Raw genomic sequence first — 14,220 nt, forward strand, 5'->3', positions numbered from 1 at the left:
CCTTGCGGAAATAAGGAAATATGTTCTATGTGGCGGGTCAGCGGGGACAGGGAGTCCTCGAAACACGCGGAAAGAAGAACAGAGATGAAGACCGACGACACGGACCGGAAAATTCTTGTCGAGTTGCAGACCGATGCGGCGCAGTCGCTGGACGATATTGCCCGCAAGGTGGGGTCATCGAAGACGCCTGTCTGGAACCGGATTCGCAAGATGAAGGAGGCCGGGATCATCGGCGCGCAGGTGGTGCAGCTCGATGCCGATGCGTTGGGATTCGAGGCGTGTTTCTTTGTCCTGATCCGCACCAGCGAACATGATGCCGCCTGGCAGCGGGCGTTTCTGAAGGCGCTGCAGGACCGTCCCGAAGTGCAGGAGGCGCACCGGCTGGCGGGGGATATCGATTATATCCTCAAGGTGCGGGTGAAGAACGCGCGGGCCTATGACGCGTTCTATCAGGCGCTGATTGCCGAGGTGAAGGTGCACAATGTGACGGCGCTTCTGTCTATGGAAGAGATCAAGTCGACCACGGCGCTGCCGCTTTAGGCGGTGGCGAGGGTCAGTCGAGTTGCACCATCAGGCGGTCCAGCCCGTGGAAATGGTAGCTGTTGGCGTAGATTGGTGGTTCCGCGATGCGCAAATTTGGGCACCGATCCCCGAGGATTGGCAGGGCGATCTGCAATTCCAGCCGGGCCAGAGGTGCGCCGACGCAGAAATGCAAGCCGCCGCCGAAGCTGGTGTTCTGGGTGACCGGGCGGGTTGGGTCGAAGCGACGGGCGTCTGGCCATTGATCCGGGTCGTGATTGGCTGACGCTAGGAGCAGCGCCACCTGATCGCCGCGCCGGAAGGTGTGGCCGTAGATCGTGACCTGCTCATAAGCATAGCGGGTGAACATATGCAGGGGCGGGTCGTAACGGAGGATTTCCTCGACCGTGGCGTCGTCGATGGTCTTAGTGCCGGTCTCAAGCAGCGTCTTGATGCCGTTGCCCAGCGTGTGAACGGTGGCCTCGTGGCCCGCGTTCAGAAGCAGGATGCAGGTGGTGATCAGCTCGTCAGTAGACAGCTTTTCGCCTGCCTCTTCAGCGGCGATCAGGTGGGTGATGAGGTCGTCGCGCGGATCGCTGCGGCGGGTGTCGATATAGCGGCGCAGGAAGTCTGAGAATTCGGACGCGGCTTTGGCGGCGGCGTCTTCGGTCGCGCGGGTGCGGCTGGCCTGGTACATGGCGACCATCGCATTCGACCAGCGCAGGAGTTGCGGGGCCATATCGTCGGGCACTCCGAGCAGGCGCGCGATGACGATCACCGGGATGGGTTGGCAGAATGTGGTGAGGATGTCGAAGGGGGTGTCCGAGGGGAACGCGTTTATTTTCTCGTGGGTTAGCGCCGTTATTTCAGGTTCCAGCGCCTTGATCCGGCGCGAGGTGAAGGCGCGCAGGACGAGGCCGCGCAGGCGGGTGTGGCGGGGGGGCTCAAGCTCCAGCATCGAATGCGCCTCGACCGCGTAGAACGGGGCGAGGTGATCGGGGATGGCTGGTGCAAGTTCGGGAGGGACTTCACGGCCAAAGCGGCGGTCGCGCAGGATGGCCTGCACCGCGCGGTGGCTGGCGGCGCAGGGCATGCCATAGTCGTCCCACCATGCCAGATCGCCCGCCGCGCGCAGGCAGTCGTAGAACGGATAGGGGTTCTGGACGAAACCGGGGTCGGTCGGGGATTGGCGAAAGCGGTGCATGCCGATTGGGCGGATCAGCTGTTCAGCGCGGTGACGATGGGCGCGAAATCGGCGGCTTTCAGGCTCGCGCCGCCCACCAGCGCGCCGTCCACGTCTGCCACAGCGAAAATCTCGGTCGCGTTCGAGGCTTTGACGCTGCCGCCATAGAGCAGGCGGATGGCTTGCGCGGTATCGGTGCCGAAGCGCTGGATCAGGGTGGCGCGCATGAAGCTGTGCACCTCGGCGATCTGGTCGGTGGTGGGCACCTTGCCGGTGCCGATGGCCCAGACCGGTTCGTAGGCGATGACGGTGTTCGCGCCCGTCACATCGTCGGGCAGAGAGGCGGCGAGTTGGCGGCCCACCACGTCGAGCGTTTTGCCGTCTTCGCGCTCGTCGAGGGTTTCGCCGACGCAGACGATTGCGGTCAGGTTTGCGGCCCATGCGGCGAGGGTCTTGTAGGCCACAAGCGCGTCGCTTTCACCGTGGTCGGCGCGGCGCTCGGAATGGCCAAGGATGACGTAACTCGCGCCCGCATCCTTGAGCATGGCGGCGGAGACATCGCCCGTATGGGCACCGGACGCAGCCGAGTGGCAATCCTGCCCGCCGATGGCGATCCTGCCGGCCTTCGCGGCCGCGGCGGCGATCAGCGTGGCGGGGGGGCAGATCAGCACTTCCGCCGCGCCTTCCGCGACATCCTGCAAGGCGTCCAGTTCGGCCAGCGCGGCGGTGGTTCCGTTCATCTTCCAGTTTCCGGCGGCGAGTTTGCGGCGCATGGGGAGGCTCCTGCTGGTGTCATCTTTGAGCCGCATCATCGCGGGCGAGGCAGCGGCGTCAAGGGCAGTTGCGTGTCTGAAGGTGGGGTGGCACAAGGCCGACCGATAGGGCAGGAGGGCGACAGATGATCCCGAGACTGGATGCACAGGCTTTGGTGGCCGGCGATGCCGATGCGCTGGCGCAGATGCGGATCGCCGCCGAAGAGGTGGGGTTTGCCACGGTTTACAACACCAAATTCACCTCTGCCCGGATGCGCTTTGTGCTGGCCGCCTATCGCGCCTTTTTTGCCCTGCCGGACGAGGTCAAGGATCAGGTGAACATGGCGCGCACCGGTTCGAACCGGGGCTGGGGTGCACCGAAATCCGAGCAGGTCGATCCGGCTGCGAACCCCGATTACAAGGAAGTGTTCGATTGCGGCTATACCCTTCAGGATGGGGATATGCGGGTGGCACTATCGGTTTACGCGCCGAACCACTGGCCCGACCGGCCCGCCGGGTTCGAGCAGGTGATCCGGGCCTATTACGCGGACGCGCTCGATGTGGCGCGGGGCATTCTGCGGGGGATTGCCATGTCGATCGGCGCGGATGCGGATTTCTTCGAGGACAAGTTCGACTGCCCGATGGCGCTTTTGCGGGGCAATTACTATCCGCCGCGTCCGGACTGGGCGGGAGACAAGGATTTCGGTATCGGCGCGCATACGGATTACGGCTGTCTGACGCTTCTGGCGACCGATGGTCAGCCGGGGCTCGAGGTGCAGCCGCGCGGGCGCAGCGACTGGCTGCCGGTGCAGGCGCTGCCGGGGGAGTTCATCATCAACTTTGGCGAGATGCTTGAGATGTGGACCGAGGGGAGCGTTGTGGCGACGCTGCACCGGGTCAAGGGCGGTTCGGACGAACGGATTTCGGTGCCTTTGTTCTTTAATCCGAATGTGGAGACGAATGTCGCGCCACTTGGGTCAGGCAAGCTGATCCGCGCCGGGGATCACCTGACCAAGCGCTATGCCGAGACCTATGTGCACCTGCAGGGAAAAGGGTAGGCGTCAGCGCTGCGTGGTCAGCAAGCGGATGGCCAAGCCTGCAAAGACCACGGCGGCAATGCGGTTGAGGGTGATCTGCGCTTTTGGCGACGCTGTCAGCCATTCGCCGAAATAACCTGCGCCCCAAGCGACCGTGCCGAAGACGAAGATGGTCGCGACGATGAACAGAAAGCCCAGACCCAGCAATTGAGGGGCCAATGGGCCGATGGTCGGATCTGCGAATTGCGGCAGGAAGGCGAGGAAGAAGATCGCGACCTTGGGGTTCGTGATGTTCATCACGATGCCACGGCGATAGAGTTGGGCAAGACCGGGGCGGAATCGGTTTTCCGCTGACAGGCTGGACGTTCCCGCCCTGAAGGCCTGCCATGCCAGGTAGAGGAGGTAGGCCGCTCCGAGCACTTTTACGATGTTGAACGCAACCGCTGAGGCGGAAAACACGGCGGCGATCCCGAAGGCCACCGCTGTGGTGTGGACAAGCAGCCCGGTACAGAGGCCAAGGGTCACGGCAAACCCGGCAAGACGACCGTAAAGCGCGGATTGCGTCAGGACGAAGATGTTGTCCGGTCCGGGTGCAAAGCCAAGGGCCACCGCTGCCGTGAAGAAAACCAGTAGAACGTCGAGGTCAGGCAAATCGGCCACTCCGGCAATCAGGTTGCAAGACCTTGGTTCTGGGGCCCGATGCGGGGGGCGTCAATCCGGTTTCGAACGGCATGTCGGCTGGAACCGTGACGTTCTGGCATTGCAGCGTTCAGGCTGACCGAGGCCGCAGGCGATCCTCTCGCTCAGCCGTTTTGCGACAGTCCGGGTTGGCTACGCCTTGAGGTTCGGCACTCCGCCTGCGTGTTCGGTGGCCAACTCGTCCAAATCCTTGAACTTGATCGATTCACCGCATCCGCAGGCATCGGCAACGTTCGGGTTGTTGAACTGGAAACCGGATTCGAGCAGCGAGGTCTGGTAGTCGATCTCGGTCCCGAAGAGGAACATCTGCGCCATCGGAGCAATCATCACCACGGCACCGTCCTGTTCGACCACCTCGTCATTGGGATCGGGGGTGTCGACGTAATCCATCGTGTATTCCATGCCCGCGCAACCGCCCTTCTTGACGCCGATGCGCAGACCTGCGTGGCCTTTGGACTCCATCAGCTTGCGCACCTGAGCGGCGGCTTTGGGAGTGAGGGTGACGGCCTGTTTGCCGGGGATGCCGAACATGGGAACTCTCGCTGTCTGTCCTGTCTCTAACCTAGGGGGTTGCGGCCGCGATCTCAAGAAGCGATAGCGTGCCATATCCGGCGGCGAGGCCCCAGCCGAAGGACGCAAGCGTGCCGATGATGACATATTCCCCCGCTTTCTGGCCTTTCGAAGCGGTGTCGAACCGCAGCACGGATTTCGCGGCGATCAGAAAGCCGGTGGCCGTCGCCTCGCCCACGCAGAGGAACAGAAAGATCAGCGCGCGTTCGAGTTTGCCGATCATGCGGCCTGCATTGTCGAGCCCTTCCGCGCTTGGGCCTGTCTCGTCCTGCGCGAACTGCTCGGTATAGGGTTTCATCAGCAGGCCCACGGCATAGCCGCCGCCCCAGACCGAAACGATCGCGCCGATGGTGAGAATGGCCGGGGTCTGGAGCATGCCGGTCTTGTCTGCCCAGAGGCCGCTGGCCACGGCTTCCGGCATCAGAACCGCCCCTGCACCAAGTGTTGCAGCATGCGCGGCCTGATCCAGCAGGAAGGCGGGCAGGCTGTCGCGCCATGCGATGGGCAAGGCCCAAACCTTGATCGCGTCGATCACCAGATGGGCGGCGGCAATGCCCAGCGCGAGCTGCCATGCGCCGCCGAGGGTCAGAAGGCTCAGGGCAAGGACAATGGCCACGTGTAGAACCAGAATTCCGGGTTCGGACTTGCGGCGCACCATCCAATCGGGCTGGAGCAGAAAATCCGCAACCACATGGGCCAGCGCCAGAGCGATGAGCACATCGATCATGTGCGGCTCCGCAAGTGGTTTGGCTTGCTTTGGTGGAAAGACAGCGGTTTCACTTGCGCGCCCCCTGTTCCAGAGCGTCCAGCGCATCGGCAAGGGCCGGGTAGCCTGCGGACCAGAGCGCCTGATTGACCGCTTGTCGTGTGATGCCGATGGATTTGGCGATCTCTGCGCGGGGTGGCGCGTCGGGCGGCAGCACCGCCGCAATGGCGCGCGCCTGAGCCTGCGTCCAGCCCGAGGCGATGTGATCGGCCAGCCGGGTGGCGGCGTGTTCGGCCCCACCTGATGCATGGGCCATGAGCGCATGGCCTGTGATGGTGGTCAGCAGACGGCCCGAGGCGACAAAGACCGGACCATGGGCTGCGTTGAGATCGCCGTCATCTGGCAGGGTGCCTTGCCCAATCGCAAGGGCGATGCGGGTTTCCGTGTCCCCTTCGCGCCGCAGGCAGGCACGGAGATAGAGCGCTGCGCGCAGGCACAGATGCGGGGACATGACGGCCACCTGCCAGCCATCGCCGCCCCGCCGCGCGAATTGCGGTGTACCCTTGGTCCAGTGCGCCATGCTCTGAGTGGCGGCTTCGATCCGGGTCAAAGCGCTGTCCACCTCCGAAGAGGCGAGATCGGACGATCCGACCAGATCGCCTGTGAGCACGGACATTTGGGTCATGAGAAAGTCATATCACTTTCTTTTGCGCAAAGAAAGTCAAATCACTTGCGGGTGCTAGGCTGTTTCCCGCAACGAACGGCGGGCCCAGGCGCTGGCCTCTTCGGGATCGTCCAGCGCGGAGTCGGGCAGGGTCCAGTAGGGCATCCGCGACGGCGTGCCGGATTTCCCCGCGTAGGACCATTGCTCGCAGCCTTCGGCAGCCAGGTCCTCGGCCAACTTGCCTTTGGCCTTGATCAGAAGGCGCTCCTCCGGGCCGATGATCGCGAAAATCGTGCCCTCGGAATAAATCCCGAGGCCGCCGAACATTTTACGGGTCGTGAGGGCTGGAAGGCTGGAAAACAGGTCCCGGACAAAGGCAATCTGTTCGTCCGAGACTGCCATTGCCTACATGAAGCCGAGTTCGAGCCGCGCTTCGTCGGACATCATGTCCATACCCCAGGGCGGTTCCCAGGTGAGTTCGACATCGACCTGTTTGACCCCTGCAATCGGCTCGATCGCTTCGGCCACCCAGCCCGGCATTTCACCTGCCACGGGGCATCCCGGTGCGGTCAGCGTCATGATCACGCGCACTTCGTTTTCGTCGTTGATGTCAAGCGTGTAGACAAGCCCGAGGTCATAGATGTTGACCGGGATCTCCGGGTCGTACACCGAACGGCATGCCTCGACCACCTGATCGTAGAGCGGGTGATCGGTGCTGGAGGGCGCGATCAGCGGTGCACCTTCGATTTTGGGGCTGGCGTCGTTCATGTCGGTCCTTCCCGTCGGTTCCTGACCAAATATATAGGGAAAGGGGCGGAGAGGGTAAAGGGGCCGAAAGCCGTCTAATTGCGAGGTTAGGTCTTTCCGGGTGCGGGCTGCCTTTCGGACATAGCGCCCCGACGATCCGACGGCGCCCTCACGTGGTGTGCGCTCAATGCAGCCTTTAGGGTCAGAACATGCTAACAGGCTGATTCAAATATGGTTTTCCAGAATATCTGGTGGACGGATTGCCGGGCTGGGCCATGATCTCTCGGCCGAGGCAGACCCACATGATCTCAGGCATTCGGCGATGATGTGTGCTCTGCTTCGGAACGGGTCTGCTTTGCCCCTTCGACCATTGTCCGGGCGATCAGGATGAGGGCGTACATCCAGGCTTGGGCATGGGCGTCCGTCCATTTCGGACCGACCGCTCTTTCAAGGCAGTCGATCAGGACCTCTGTGACAAGGGCGTAATGCGCGGGCGTTGCCCCGTAACCTGCGTGCTTGGCCCCAAGGACGTGCAGCGGTTCAATCAGCGTCTCGAGATCATCCAGCTTGCGCACCGCCATGTGCAGTGCCGAGGCCAGCATCTTGGATTGCGCGGTGATATCGCTCGAGAACATGCCCCGCAACGCGGGGTCCCGCGCAAAAAGCGACCGGTAGAAATCCGTGATGAGGTCATCCCGGTTCGCCATCGCCGCCGCAAAGGAGCTTTGGATCAGGTCGATCTGGGCTGTGGTCAGCATGATGGGTCCCTTCGATGTCGGTACGTGCGGCGCACACCTCTTCCAACGGCTGGGACCGAAATTCTTTAAGCGCGGGGGTGGGGGCATCCGCACCACGATCGGGCGCGGCCGGTTCTCGGACGCGCCTCATGCGGTGTCGCGGTCAGCCGGACGTGCCTTGCTTTTTGCGGCGCGGCACCGGGGTCGGGCGGACCTTCTCTTCGATGGCGTCATACAGCAGACCGGCGATATTCTTGCCGCTGGCAACCTCGATTCCTTCGAGGCCCGGCGAGGAGTTCACTTCGAGCACCTTCGGGCCGGTGTTGGAGCGCAGCAGATCGACGCCGGCCAAGCCAAGACCGAAGACGCGCGCCGCACGGACGGCGGTTTCGCGCTCCTCCTTGGTGATGCGCACTTTCTGTGCGGTGCCGCCGCGGTGCAGGTTCGAGCGGAAATCGCCATCGGACCCGGTGCGCTTCATCGACGCCACGACTTTGCCGTTCACGACGAGACAGCGAATGTCCTCGCCCGCGGCCTCCTTGACGAAGTCCTGCACGAGGAAGTTGGCCTTGAGGCCCCTGAACGCGTCAATCACCGACTCGGCGGCTTTCTTGGTTTCGGCCAGCACCACGCCCTTGCCCTGAGTCGATTCCAGCAGCTTGACAATCAGCGGGGCGGTGCCCACCAGCCCGATCAGGTTCGACGTGTCCTTGGGCGAATTGGCGAAGGCGGTGTGGGGCATGCCGATGCGGTGCCGCGCGAGGATCTGATGCGCGTGCAGCTTGTCGCGGCTGGAGGTGATGCCGGAGCTGCCGTTGACGACGAAGGTGCCGATGGATTCGAACTGGCGCACGATGGCGGTGCCGTAGGGGGTGATGGACGCCCCGATGCGCGGAATGATCGCGTCATAGCGCGGCAGGCGTTTGCCGTCGTAATACACCTCGGGCGCCATGGCGTTGATCGCCATGTAGCAGCGCGTGGTGTCGATCACCTCGACCGAATGGCCGCGCTTCTCGCCTTCCTCGACCAGGCGGCTGGTGGAGTAGTTGTTTTCCCGACTGAGCACGGCGACACGCAAGGCCCGGTTCGGCGCGATGCTGCGGACACGGGGCGTGTGGTAGACATCGAAATCGAGCTCGGGTTGGTGGAAGCGTTCGCTGGGTACGATGTTGACGTGATCCTTCAGGGCTTGCCGTCCCAGCAGCATGCGATTGCTCATCGTGCCCCGGTCCGTGAGCGTGATTTCGATATTCCAGGCCTGCCCGCCAACCGTCAGGCGCGAGGCGATGACGTAGCGGCTTTCGGTCTCGCCGTTCGACGAGGTGACATCGCGTCGGTCGACAATCGGCGCAGAGCAGGGGATCATCAGATCTTCGCGGCCCGGGATCGGATGAACGGCAAAGCGTACGCGGGGTTTGCTGGCCGAGCCGAAAACTTCGATATCCGCGGCATGCAGAGCCGAGGTGCGGGCACCGGTGTCAACCTTGGCGCGGATCGCGGGCAGGCCGAGATCCGGAAGGCTGACCCATTCTTCCCATCCGAATGTCAAAATCGCTTCTGGACCCGTGCCTTTGGGCGCGGGAGTGTCGGATGATGTATCAGGCATGGGAATCGCGCCTCCTTGGCAATGGGGGTGATTTGGCGCACAAGGGCGCCCTCTGCAAGTAAGGCCGCAACATGACAGTTTCTTCTTTCTTCGCCCTGCACGCCACCGATGGAATGGCGCGCACCGGCGCCATCACGACCCCACGCGGCACGATCCGGACGCCGGCCTTCATGCCCGTGGGCACGGCGGCGACGGTGAAGGCGATGATGCCGGAGTCGGTGGCCGCGACGGGGGCCGACATCCTGCTGGGCAACACCTATCACCTGATGCTGCGGCCCACGGCGGAACGGATCGACCGCCTGGGCGGTCTGCACCGGTTCATGAACTGGGACAGACCCATCCTCACGGATTCGGGCGGGTTCCAGGTGATGAGCCTCGCAGACCTTCGCAAGCTGACAGAAACGGGCGTGACGTTCAAATCGCATATCGACGGGTCGCGCCATGAACTGACACCCGAACGGTCGATGGAGATCCAGCGCCTGCTGGGCTCGGACATCGTGATGTGTTTCGATGAATGCCCGGCGCTGCCCGCCGACCGCGACCGCATCGCCGAGTCGATGCGGCTGTCGATGCGATGGGCGGAGCGGTCGAAAGATGCGTTCGGTGATCGGCCGGGGCATATGCTGTTCGGCATCCAGCAGGGCGGGTTGGAGCAGGATTTCCGCGAGGAATCGGCGGAGGCGTTGAAAGCCATCGGTTTTGACGGCTATGCCATCGGCGGTCTGGCCGTGGGCGAGGGGCAGGACGCGATGTTCGGCTGTCTGGATTTTGCGCCCTCGCAACTGCCCCAAGACAAGCCGCGCTATCTTATGGGTGTGGGCAAGCCCGACGACATTGTCGGTGCGGTCAAGCGCGGGGTGGACATGATGGACTGCGTGCTGCCGTCACGGTCGGGCCGGACCGGTCAGGCGTGGACGCGGCGCGGACAGGTCAACATCAAGAACGCGCGGCATCAGGATGATCCGCGCCCGCTGGACGAGGACTGCACCTGTCCCGCCTGCCGTAACTACAGCCGGGCGTATCTGCACCATGTGTTCCGCGCACAGGAGATGATCTCGGGCATGCTGCTGACCTGGCACAACCTGCATTACTATCAGGAGTTGATGCAGGGGATGCGGGACGCGATTGCCGCTGGCCGGTTTGCCGCGTTCGAAGCGCAATTTCACGCGCAGCGCGCGGAAGGAGACATCGCGCCTCTCTAGATCGCGTTGGCCGGACCTTTCAGCGCTTCTTTCCGGACGGAGGGCAGCGTCGCTCGTGCCCAGCGTGAGTCAGGTGTCGGCTGGCGGTTCCGGACAGATCAACTCTTCAGTTTGAGAAGCCGTTCGATTGCAACCTGTCGCTCTTCCGCGATGTAGGTGTTGTAGTCCGGGTGTGCGAAGAGATGCCCGTAATAGATCTGATACCGGTAGGGCAGGTAGTCCTGATGGATCAGGTTCTGGTTCAGATGGATGCGAACGTCCTCCTGCGACGCGTTCAGTTCTGAAATCGCGCGCAACTGACCGTTATGAGCGCCGTACATTTCCAGTTCGGACCCAAGAACATCGTCGAAATACATGAACATGCGGGGCAGGAAGTGCTGGGGCATGTCCGCGACATGTTCGAAGATGCGAAAGCTTTCACGGGTCGAGGAATGATAGTCCGTGTCGTTGAACATCACCCCGATCGGGGCGGGTTTGTACGTCTCCAGAAAACTGCCAATGGTCTCCTTGATGTCGCCGATCACAAGATGCGCCTCGGGAACGCGGGCTTTGAGCTTGGGCACGTCCATCGCGTATTGCTTGGCGGCAAACCAGTAGGGCAGATCGTAGGCCCCCTCGGGATCGGGCATGCCGGAGCCGGTGTCGAAGCCGTAACAGTCGATCGTCACGCCGGTCACGCGCTTCACGTCTTTGGCGAAGTCGCACATATAGGCGAGCCCATTTCCCCCTGCGACACCGAATTCGATGGCAGAAATCCGATCATGTCCCAACAGCGCGGCCAACCGCGCGGCGTTCAGCATGCAATAGGCATAGTGCGGACGCTCGACGGCCAGCATGTCGACCTGAAAATCGACAGAGTAATTCATCCGCTTCGCTGTCTTCCGGATCAAGCCACGCGCCATGGCTCCCCAGAGAGAATTGCGAAACTCGCGCGAATAGAGAAGATCGGAGATTTTTTCTTTCATGTACGACCCTTTGTGCGTTCGGAGCGTGTGGCATGGCTTCTTCGGCGGGCGGTCTAACACAGAGGGGTGCAAATCCTAAGAAATACGTGGTTCGCGACCCTGTCCTGTCATTAATGCCCGCTGATTGAGCGCATTGTTCGCAAAACCCCCTGAATGGTGCCATCAACCCATGTCGATCCCGGCTGCCCGAGCTGCCCCATCGAATCGTAAACGCCGCTGTCCTTGCGACGAAGCGCCCGCAAACCGGGCTTGCGTTGGCTGATGCAAAATAGGAAGGTTGGTGGCAGAGCTGTCGCCGCGGTTGAAATCAACCGGGTCGCGACACAAGTATTGCCTCTGGAACGGACATGGCGAGCGCTGCCGCAAAGCGGGGCCGGGACCGTGTTGCCAAAGATAAGGATACGAGCATGCAAGAGCCTCTTAACGCCTCCTACCCAGTGTTGCCGCTGCGGGACATCGTCGTGTTCCCGCACATGATCGTCCCGCTCTTTGTGGGCCGGGACAAATCGGTGCGCGCGCTTGAGGAAGTGATGGCGGATGACAAGCAGATCCTGCTTGCCAGCCAGATGGACCCCTCCGAAGACGACCCGCAGGCCGACGGGATCTACCGCGCCGGGGTGTTGGCGAACGTGCTGCAGTTGCTCAAGCTTCCGGACGGGACCGTGAAGGTTCTGGTCGAAGGGCAGAGCCGTGTGCGGATCACCGAATACGTGGAGAACGACCATTTCTTCGAGGCGCGCGCAGAGTACCTGACCGAGATGCCCGGCGATCCGGCCGCGATTGCCGCGCTCGTCCGCACGGTCGGCGAGGAGTTCGAGCGGTATGCGAAGGTCAAGAAGAACATTCCCGAAGAGGCGCTTGGTGCCGTATCGGATGCCGATGCGCCCGCGAAGCTTGCGGATCTGGTTGCCGGCCATCTCGGCATCGAGGTGAGCCAGAAGCAGGAGCTTCTGGAAACGCTGTCGGTCAGCGAACGGCTGGAAAAGGTCTATGGCTTGATGCAGGGCGAAATGAGCGTTCTGCAGGTTGAAAAGAAGATCAAGACCCGCGTCAAATCCCAGATGGAGCGCACGCAGCGCGAATACTATCTGAATGAGCAGATGAAGGCCATTCAGAAGGAATTGGGCGATGGCGAGGACGGCCAGAACGAAGTGGCCGAACTCGAGGCGCGTGTCGGAGCGACCAAGCTGTCCAAGGAAGCCCGCGAAAAGGCCGATGCGGAGATCAAGAAGCTCAAGAACATGAGCCCGATGAGCGCCGAAGCGACCGTCGTGCGCAATTACCTTGACTGGATGCTGTCGATCCCGTGGGGCGTGAAGTCGCGCGTGAAGAAGGACCTCGGCAATGCCGAGAAAATTCTTGATGCCGATCACTACGGCCTTGAGAAGGTCAAGGAACGCATCGTCGAATATCTTGCGGTCCAGCAGCGCTCGAAAAAGCTGAAAGGCCCGATCATGTGCCTTGTCGGCCCTCCGGGTGTTGGTAAGACGTCGCTTGGCAAATCCGTGGCCAAGGCAACGGGGCGTGAGTTCATCCGCATCTCGTTGGGCGGCGTACGCGACGAGTCCGAAATTCGTGGCCACCGCCGGACCTATATCGGCTCCATGCCGGGCAAGATCATCCAGGCGCTCAAGAAGGCCAAGACGACGAACCCGCTGATCCTGCTCGACGAGATCGACAAGATGGGTCAGGACTTCCGGGGCGACCCGGCGTCGGCCATGCTCGAAGTGCTTGATCCGGAACAGAACGGCACCTTCGTGGATCACTACCTCGAGGTGGAATACGACCTGTCGAACGTGATGTTCCTGACCACGGCGAACTCGTACAACATGCCGGGGCCGCTTCTGGACCGGATGGAGATCATTCCGCTGGCCGGTTACACCGAGGATGAAAAAGCCGAGATCGCCAAACGTCACCTGACCTCGAAGCAGGTCAAGAACCACGGTCTGAAGAAGGGCGAGTTCCAACTGACGGACGAGGCTCTGACCGATGTGATCCGGTACTACACCCGCGAAGCCGGCGTGCGGAACCTCGAGCGTGAAATCTCGAAGCTTGCCCGCAAGGCGGTGACGAAGATCGTCAAGAAGGAAGAGGAGAAGGTGGTCATCACGCCCGAGAACCTCGGCGATTATCTTGGTGTTCGGAAATACCGCTACGGTCTGGCCGAGGACGAGAACCAGGTCGGTGTCGTAACCGGCTTGGCCTATACGTCGGTCGGGGGTGATCTCCTGCACATCGAGGCGCTCAAACTGCCGGGCAAGGGGCGGATGAAGACCACGGGCAAGCTTGGCGACGTGATGAAGGAGTCCATCGACGCCGCGGCCAGCTACGTGCGCTCCATCTCGCCGCAGATCGGGGTGAAGCCGCCGAAGTTCGACAAGATGGACATTCACGTCCACGTGCCGGATGGTGCGACGCCCAAGGACGGCCCGTCGGCGGGTCTGGCCATGGTGACCTCCATCGTGTCTGTGCTGACCGGCATCCCGGTGCGGCGCGATATCGCCATGACCGGCGAGGTCTCGCTGCGGGGCAATGCGATGCCCATCGGCGGGCTCAAGGAAAAGCTTCTCGCGGCGCTTCGGGGCGGCATCAAGACCGTGCTGATTCCCAAGGAGAACGAGAAGGACCTGGCCGAGCTGCCGGACAACGTGAAGGACGGGCTCGAGATCGTCCCGGTCGAGCATGTGTCCGACGTTCTGAAGCTGGCTTTGGTGGCAGAGCCTGAACCCATCGAATGGGACGAAGCGGCCGAAGAGGCGGCTGCCCAGGCGATGAGTAAGGACAGCACAAGCACGTCGGCCATCGCGCACTGATCAGGGCCCGTTCTGGACCC

General features: G+C 62.4%; 15 protein-coding genes. 4 read left to right on the forward strand and 11 right to left on the reverse strand.

From position 1 onward, the window contains the following. Window positions 1-84 precede the first annotated feature (84 nt). Window positions 85-540 (forward strand): Lrp/AsnC family transcriptional regulator, encoded by a 456-nt coding sequence (locus MRY75_RS09865; protein ID WP_292307394.1) that lies wholly within the window; start codon window positions 85-87, stop codon window positions 538-540. 13 nt (window positions 541-553) lie between these two features. Here the strand turns inward: MRY75_RS09865 and MRY75_RS09870 are convergent, their stop codons facing one another. Beyond that, entirely contained in the window at window positions 554-1,723 is a 1,170-nt protein-coding gene (locus tag MRY75_RS09870; protein ID WP_292307396.1) for a cytochrome P450, read from the reverse strand. Window positions 1,724-1,737: 14 nt separating this feature from the next. Then, window positions 1,738-2,475 (reverse strand): triose-phosphate isomerase, encoded by a 738-nt coding sequence (gene tpiA / locus MRY75_RS09875; protein WP_292307397.1) that lies wholly within the window; start codon window positions 2,473-2,475, stop codon window positions 1,738-1,740. Window positions 2,476-2,600: 125 nt separating this feature from the next. On the opposite strand from tpiA, the gene MRY75_RS09880 reads away from it, so the two are divergent. Further along, the gene (locus MRY75_RS09880) at window positions 2,601-3,512 is read left to right on the forward strand and encodes a 2-oxoglutarate and iron-dependent oxygenase domain-containing protein (protein WP_292307399.1); all 912 of its coding nucleotides are present in this window, start codon (window positions 2,601-2,603) and stop codon (window positions 3,510-3,512) included. Between the two features lie 3 nt (window positions 3,513-3,515). Here MRY75_RS09880 and MRY75_RS09885 read toward each other — a convergent pair whose 3' ends face one another. The 8 genes from MRY75_RS09885 to rimK all read right to left on the reverse strand — a co-directional run bounded on the left by MRY75_RS09885 (window position 3,516) and on the right by rimK (window position 9,220). After that, window positions 3,516-4,151: a LysE family translocator gene (locus tag MRY75_RS09885; RefSeq protein ID WP_292307401.1), complete on the reverse strand. Its 636-nt coding sequence runs from the start codon at window positions 4,149-4,151 to the stop codon at window positions 3,516-3,518. A 171-nt stretch (window positions 4,152-4,322) separates the two neighbouring features. Then, window positions 4,323-4,721, reverse strand: coding sequence for an iron-sulfur cluster assembly accessory protein (locus tag MRY75_RS09890; RefSeq protein WP_292307403.1), 399 nt, complete (start codon window positions 4,719-4,721; stop codon window positions 4,323-4,325). Window positions 4,722-4,752: 31 nt separating this feature from the next. Then, window positions 4,753-5,487 carry a DUF3307 domain-containing protein gene (locus MRY75_RS09895; RefSeq protein ID WP_292307405.1) on the reverse strand — a complete coding sequence of 245 codons (735 nt, stop codon included), beginning with the start codon at window positions 5,485-5,487 and terminating at the stop codon, window positions 4,753-4,755. A 49-nt stretch (window positions 5,488-5,536) separates the two neighbouring features. Further along, window positions 5,537-6,142, reverse strand: coding sequence for a MarR family transcriptional regulator (locus tag MRY75_RS09900; protein ID WP_292307407.1), 606 nt, complete (start codon window positions 6,140-6,142; stop codon window positions 5,537-5,539). Window positions 6,143-6,205: 63 nt separating this feature from the next. Beyond that, on the reverse strand, window positions 6,206-6,532 hold the full coding sequence (locus tag MRY75_RS09905; protein WP_292307409.1) for a TfoX/Sxy family protein: 327 nt from the start codon (window positions 6,530-6,532) through the stop codon (window positions 6,206-6,208). A gap of 3 nt (window positions 6,533-6,535) precedes the next feature. Continuing rightward, window positions 6,536-6,898 carry an SUF system Fe-S cluster assembly protein gene (locus tag MRY75_RS09910; protein WP_292307411.1) on the reverse strand — a complete coding sequence of 121 codons (363 nt, stop codon included), beginning with the start codon at window positions 6,896-6,898 and terminating at the stop codon, window positions 6,536-6,538. 287 nt (window positions 6,899-7,185) lie between these two features. Further along, window positions 7,186-7,635 (reverse strand): globin domain-containing protein, encoded by a 450-nt coding sequence (locus tag MRY75_RS09915; protein WP_292307412.1) that lies wholly within the window; start codon window positions 7,633-7,635, stop codon window positions 7,186-7,188. 142 nt (window positions 7,636-7,777) lie between these two features. Further along, window positions 7,778-9,220 carry a 30S ribosomal protein S6--L-glutamate ligase gene (gene rimK / locus MRY75_RS09920; RefSeq protein ID WP_292307413.1) on the reverse strand — a complete coding sequence of 481 codons (1,443 nt, stop codon included), beginning with the start codon at window positions 9,218-9,220 and terminating at the stop codon, window positions 7,778-7,780. A gap of 71 nt (window positions 9,221-9,291) precedes the next feature. On the opposite strand from rimK, the gene tgt reads away from it, so the two are divergent. Then, a complete protein-coding gene (gene tgt / locus MRY75_RS09925) occupies window positions 9,292-10,422 on the forward strand; it encodes a tRNA guanosine(34) transglycosylase Tgt (RefSeq protein ID WP_292307414.1) in 1,131 nt (376 codons plus the stop codon). Window positions 10,423-10,520: 98 nt separating this feature from the next. Here the strand turns inward: tgt and MRY75_RS09930 are convergent, their stop codons facing one another. Next, a complete protein-coding gene (locus tag MRY75_RS09930; protein WP_292307415.1) occupies window positions 10,521-11,387 on the reverse strand; it encodes a hypothetical protein in 867 nt (288 codons plus the stop codon). Window positions 11,388-11,794: 407 nt separating this feature from the next. Between MRY75_RS09930 and lon the strand changes: the two genes are divergently transcribed. Next, window positions 11,795-14,200 (forward strand): endopeptidase La, encoded by a 2,406-nt coding sequence (gene lon / locus MRY75_RS09935; RefSeq protein WP_292307416.1) that lies wholly within the window; start codon window positions 11,795-11,797, stop codon window positions 14,198-14,200. The last annotated feature ends 20 nt before the right edge of the window (window positions 14,201-14,220 follow it).

This window comes from Marivita sp. (genome assembly GCF_022763305.1).
In the GTDB taxonomy this organism is placed as follows: domain Bacteria; phylum Pseudomonadota; class Alphaproteobacteria; order Rhodobacterales; family Rhodobacteraceae; genus Marivita.

Bases quoted from the DNA above. Each gene is read 5' to 3' on its own strand.
- MRY75_RS09865 (WP_292307394.1), top strand. From the start codon at position 85: ATGAAGACCGACGACACGGACCGGAAAATTCTTGTCGAGTTGCAGACC.
- MRY75_RS09870 (WP_292307396.1), bottom strand. From the start codon at position 1,723: ATGCACCGCTTTCGCCAATCCCCGACCGACCCCGGTTTCGTCCAGAAC.
- tpiA (WP_292307397.1), bottom strand. From the start codon at position 2,475: ATGCGCCGCAAACTCGCCGCCGGAAACTGGAAGATGAACGGAACCACC.
- MRY75_RS09880 (WP_292307399.1), top strand. From the start codon at position 2,601: ATGATCCCGAGACTGGATGCACAGGCTTTGGTGGCCGGCGATGCCGAT.
- MRY75_RS09890 (WP_292307403.1), bottom strand. From the start codon at position 4,721: ATGTTCGGCATCCCCGGCAAACAGGCCGTCACCCTCACTCCCAAAGCC.
- MRY75_RS09895 (WP_292307405.1), bottom strand. From the start codon at position 5,487: ATGATCGATGTGCTCATCGCTCTGGCGCTGGCCCATGTGGTTGCGGAT.
- MRY75_RS09900 (WP_292307407.1), bottom strand. From the start codon at position 6,142: ATGTCCGTGCTCACAGGCGATCTGGTCGGATCGTCCGATCTCGCCTCT.
- MRY75_RS09905 (WP_292307409.1), bottom strand. From the start codon at position 6,532: ATGGCAGTCTCGGACGAACAGATTGCCTTTGTCCGGGACCTGTTTTCC.
- MRY75_RS09910 (WP_292307411.1), bottom strand. From the start codon at position 6,898: ATGAACGACGCCAGCCCCAAAATCGAAGGTGCACCGCTGATCGCGCCC.
- MRY75_RS09915 (WP_292307412.1), bottom strand. From the start codon at position 7,635: ATGCTGACCACAGCCCAGATCGACCTGATCCAAAGCTCCTTTGCGGCG.
- rimK (WP_292307413.1), bottom strand. From the start codon at position 9,220: ATGCCTGATACATCATCCGACACTCCCGCGCCCAAAGGCACGGGTCCA.
- tgt (WP_292307414.1), top strand. From the start codon at position 9,292: ATGACAGTTTCTTCTTTCTTCGCCCTGCACGCCACCGATGGAATGGCG.
- MRY75_RS09930 (WP_292307415.1), bottom strand. From the start codon at position 11,387: ATGAAAGAAAAAATCTCCGATCTTCTCTATTCGCGCGAGTTTCGCAAT.
- lon (WP_292307416.1), top strand. From the start codon at position 11,795: ATGCAAGAGCCTCTTAACGCCTCCTACCCAGTGTTGCCGCTGCGGGAC.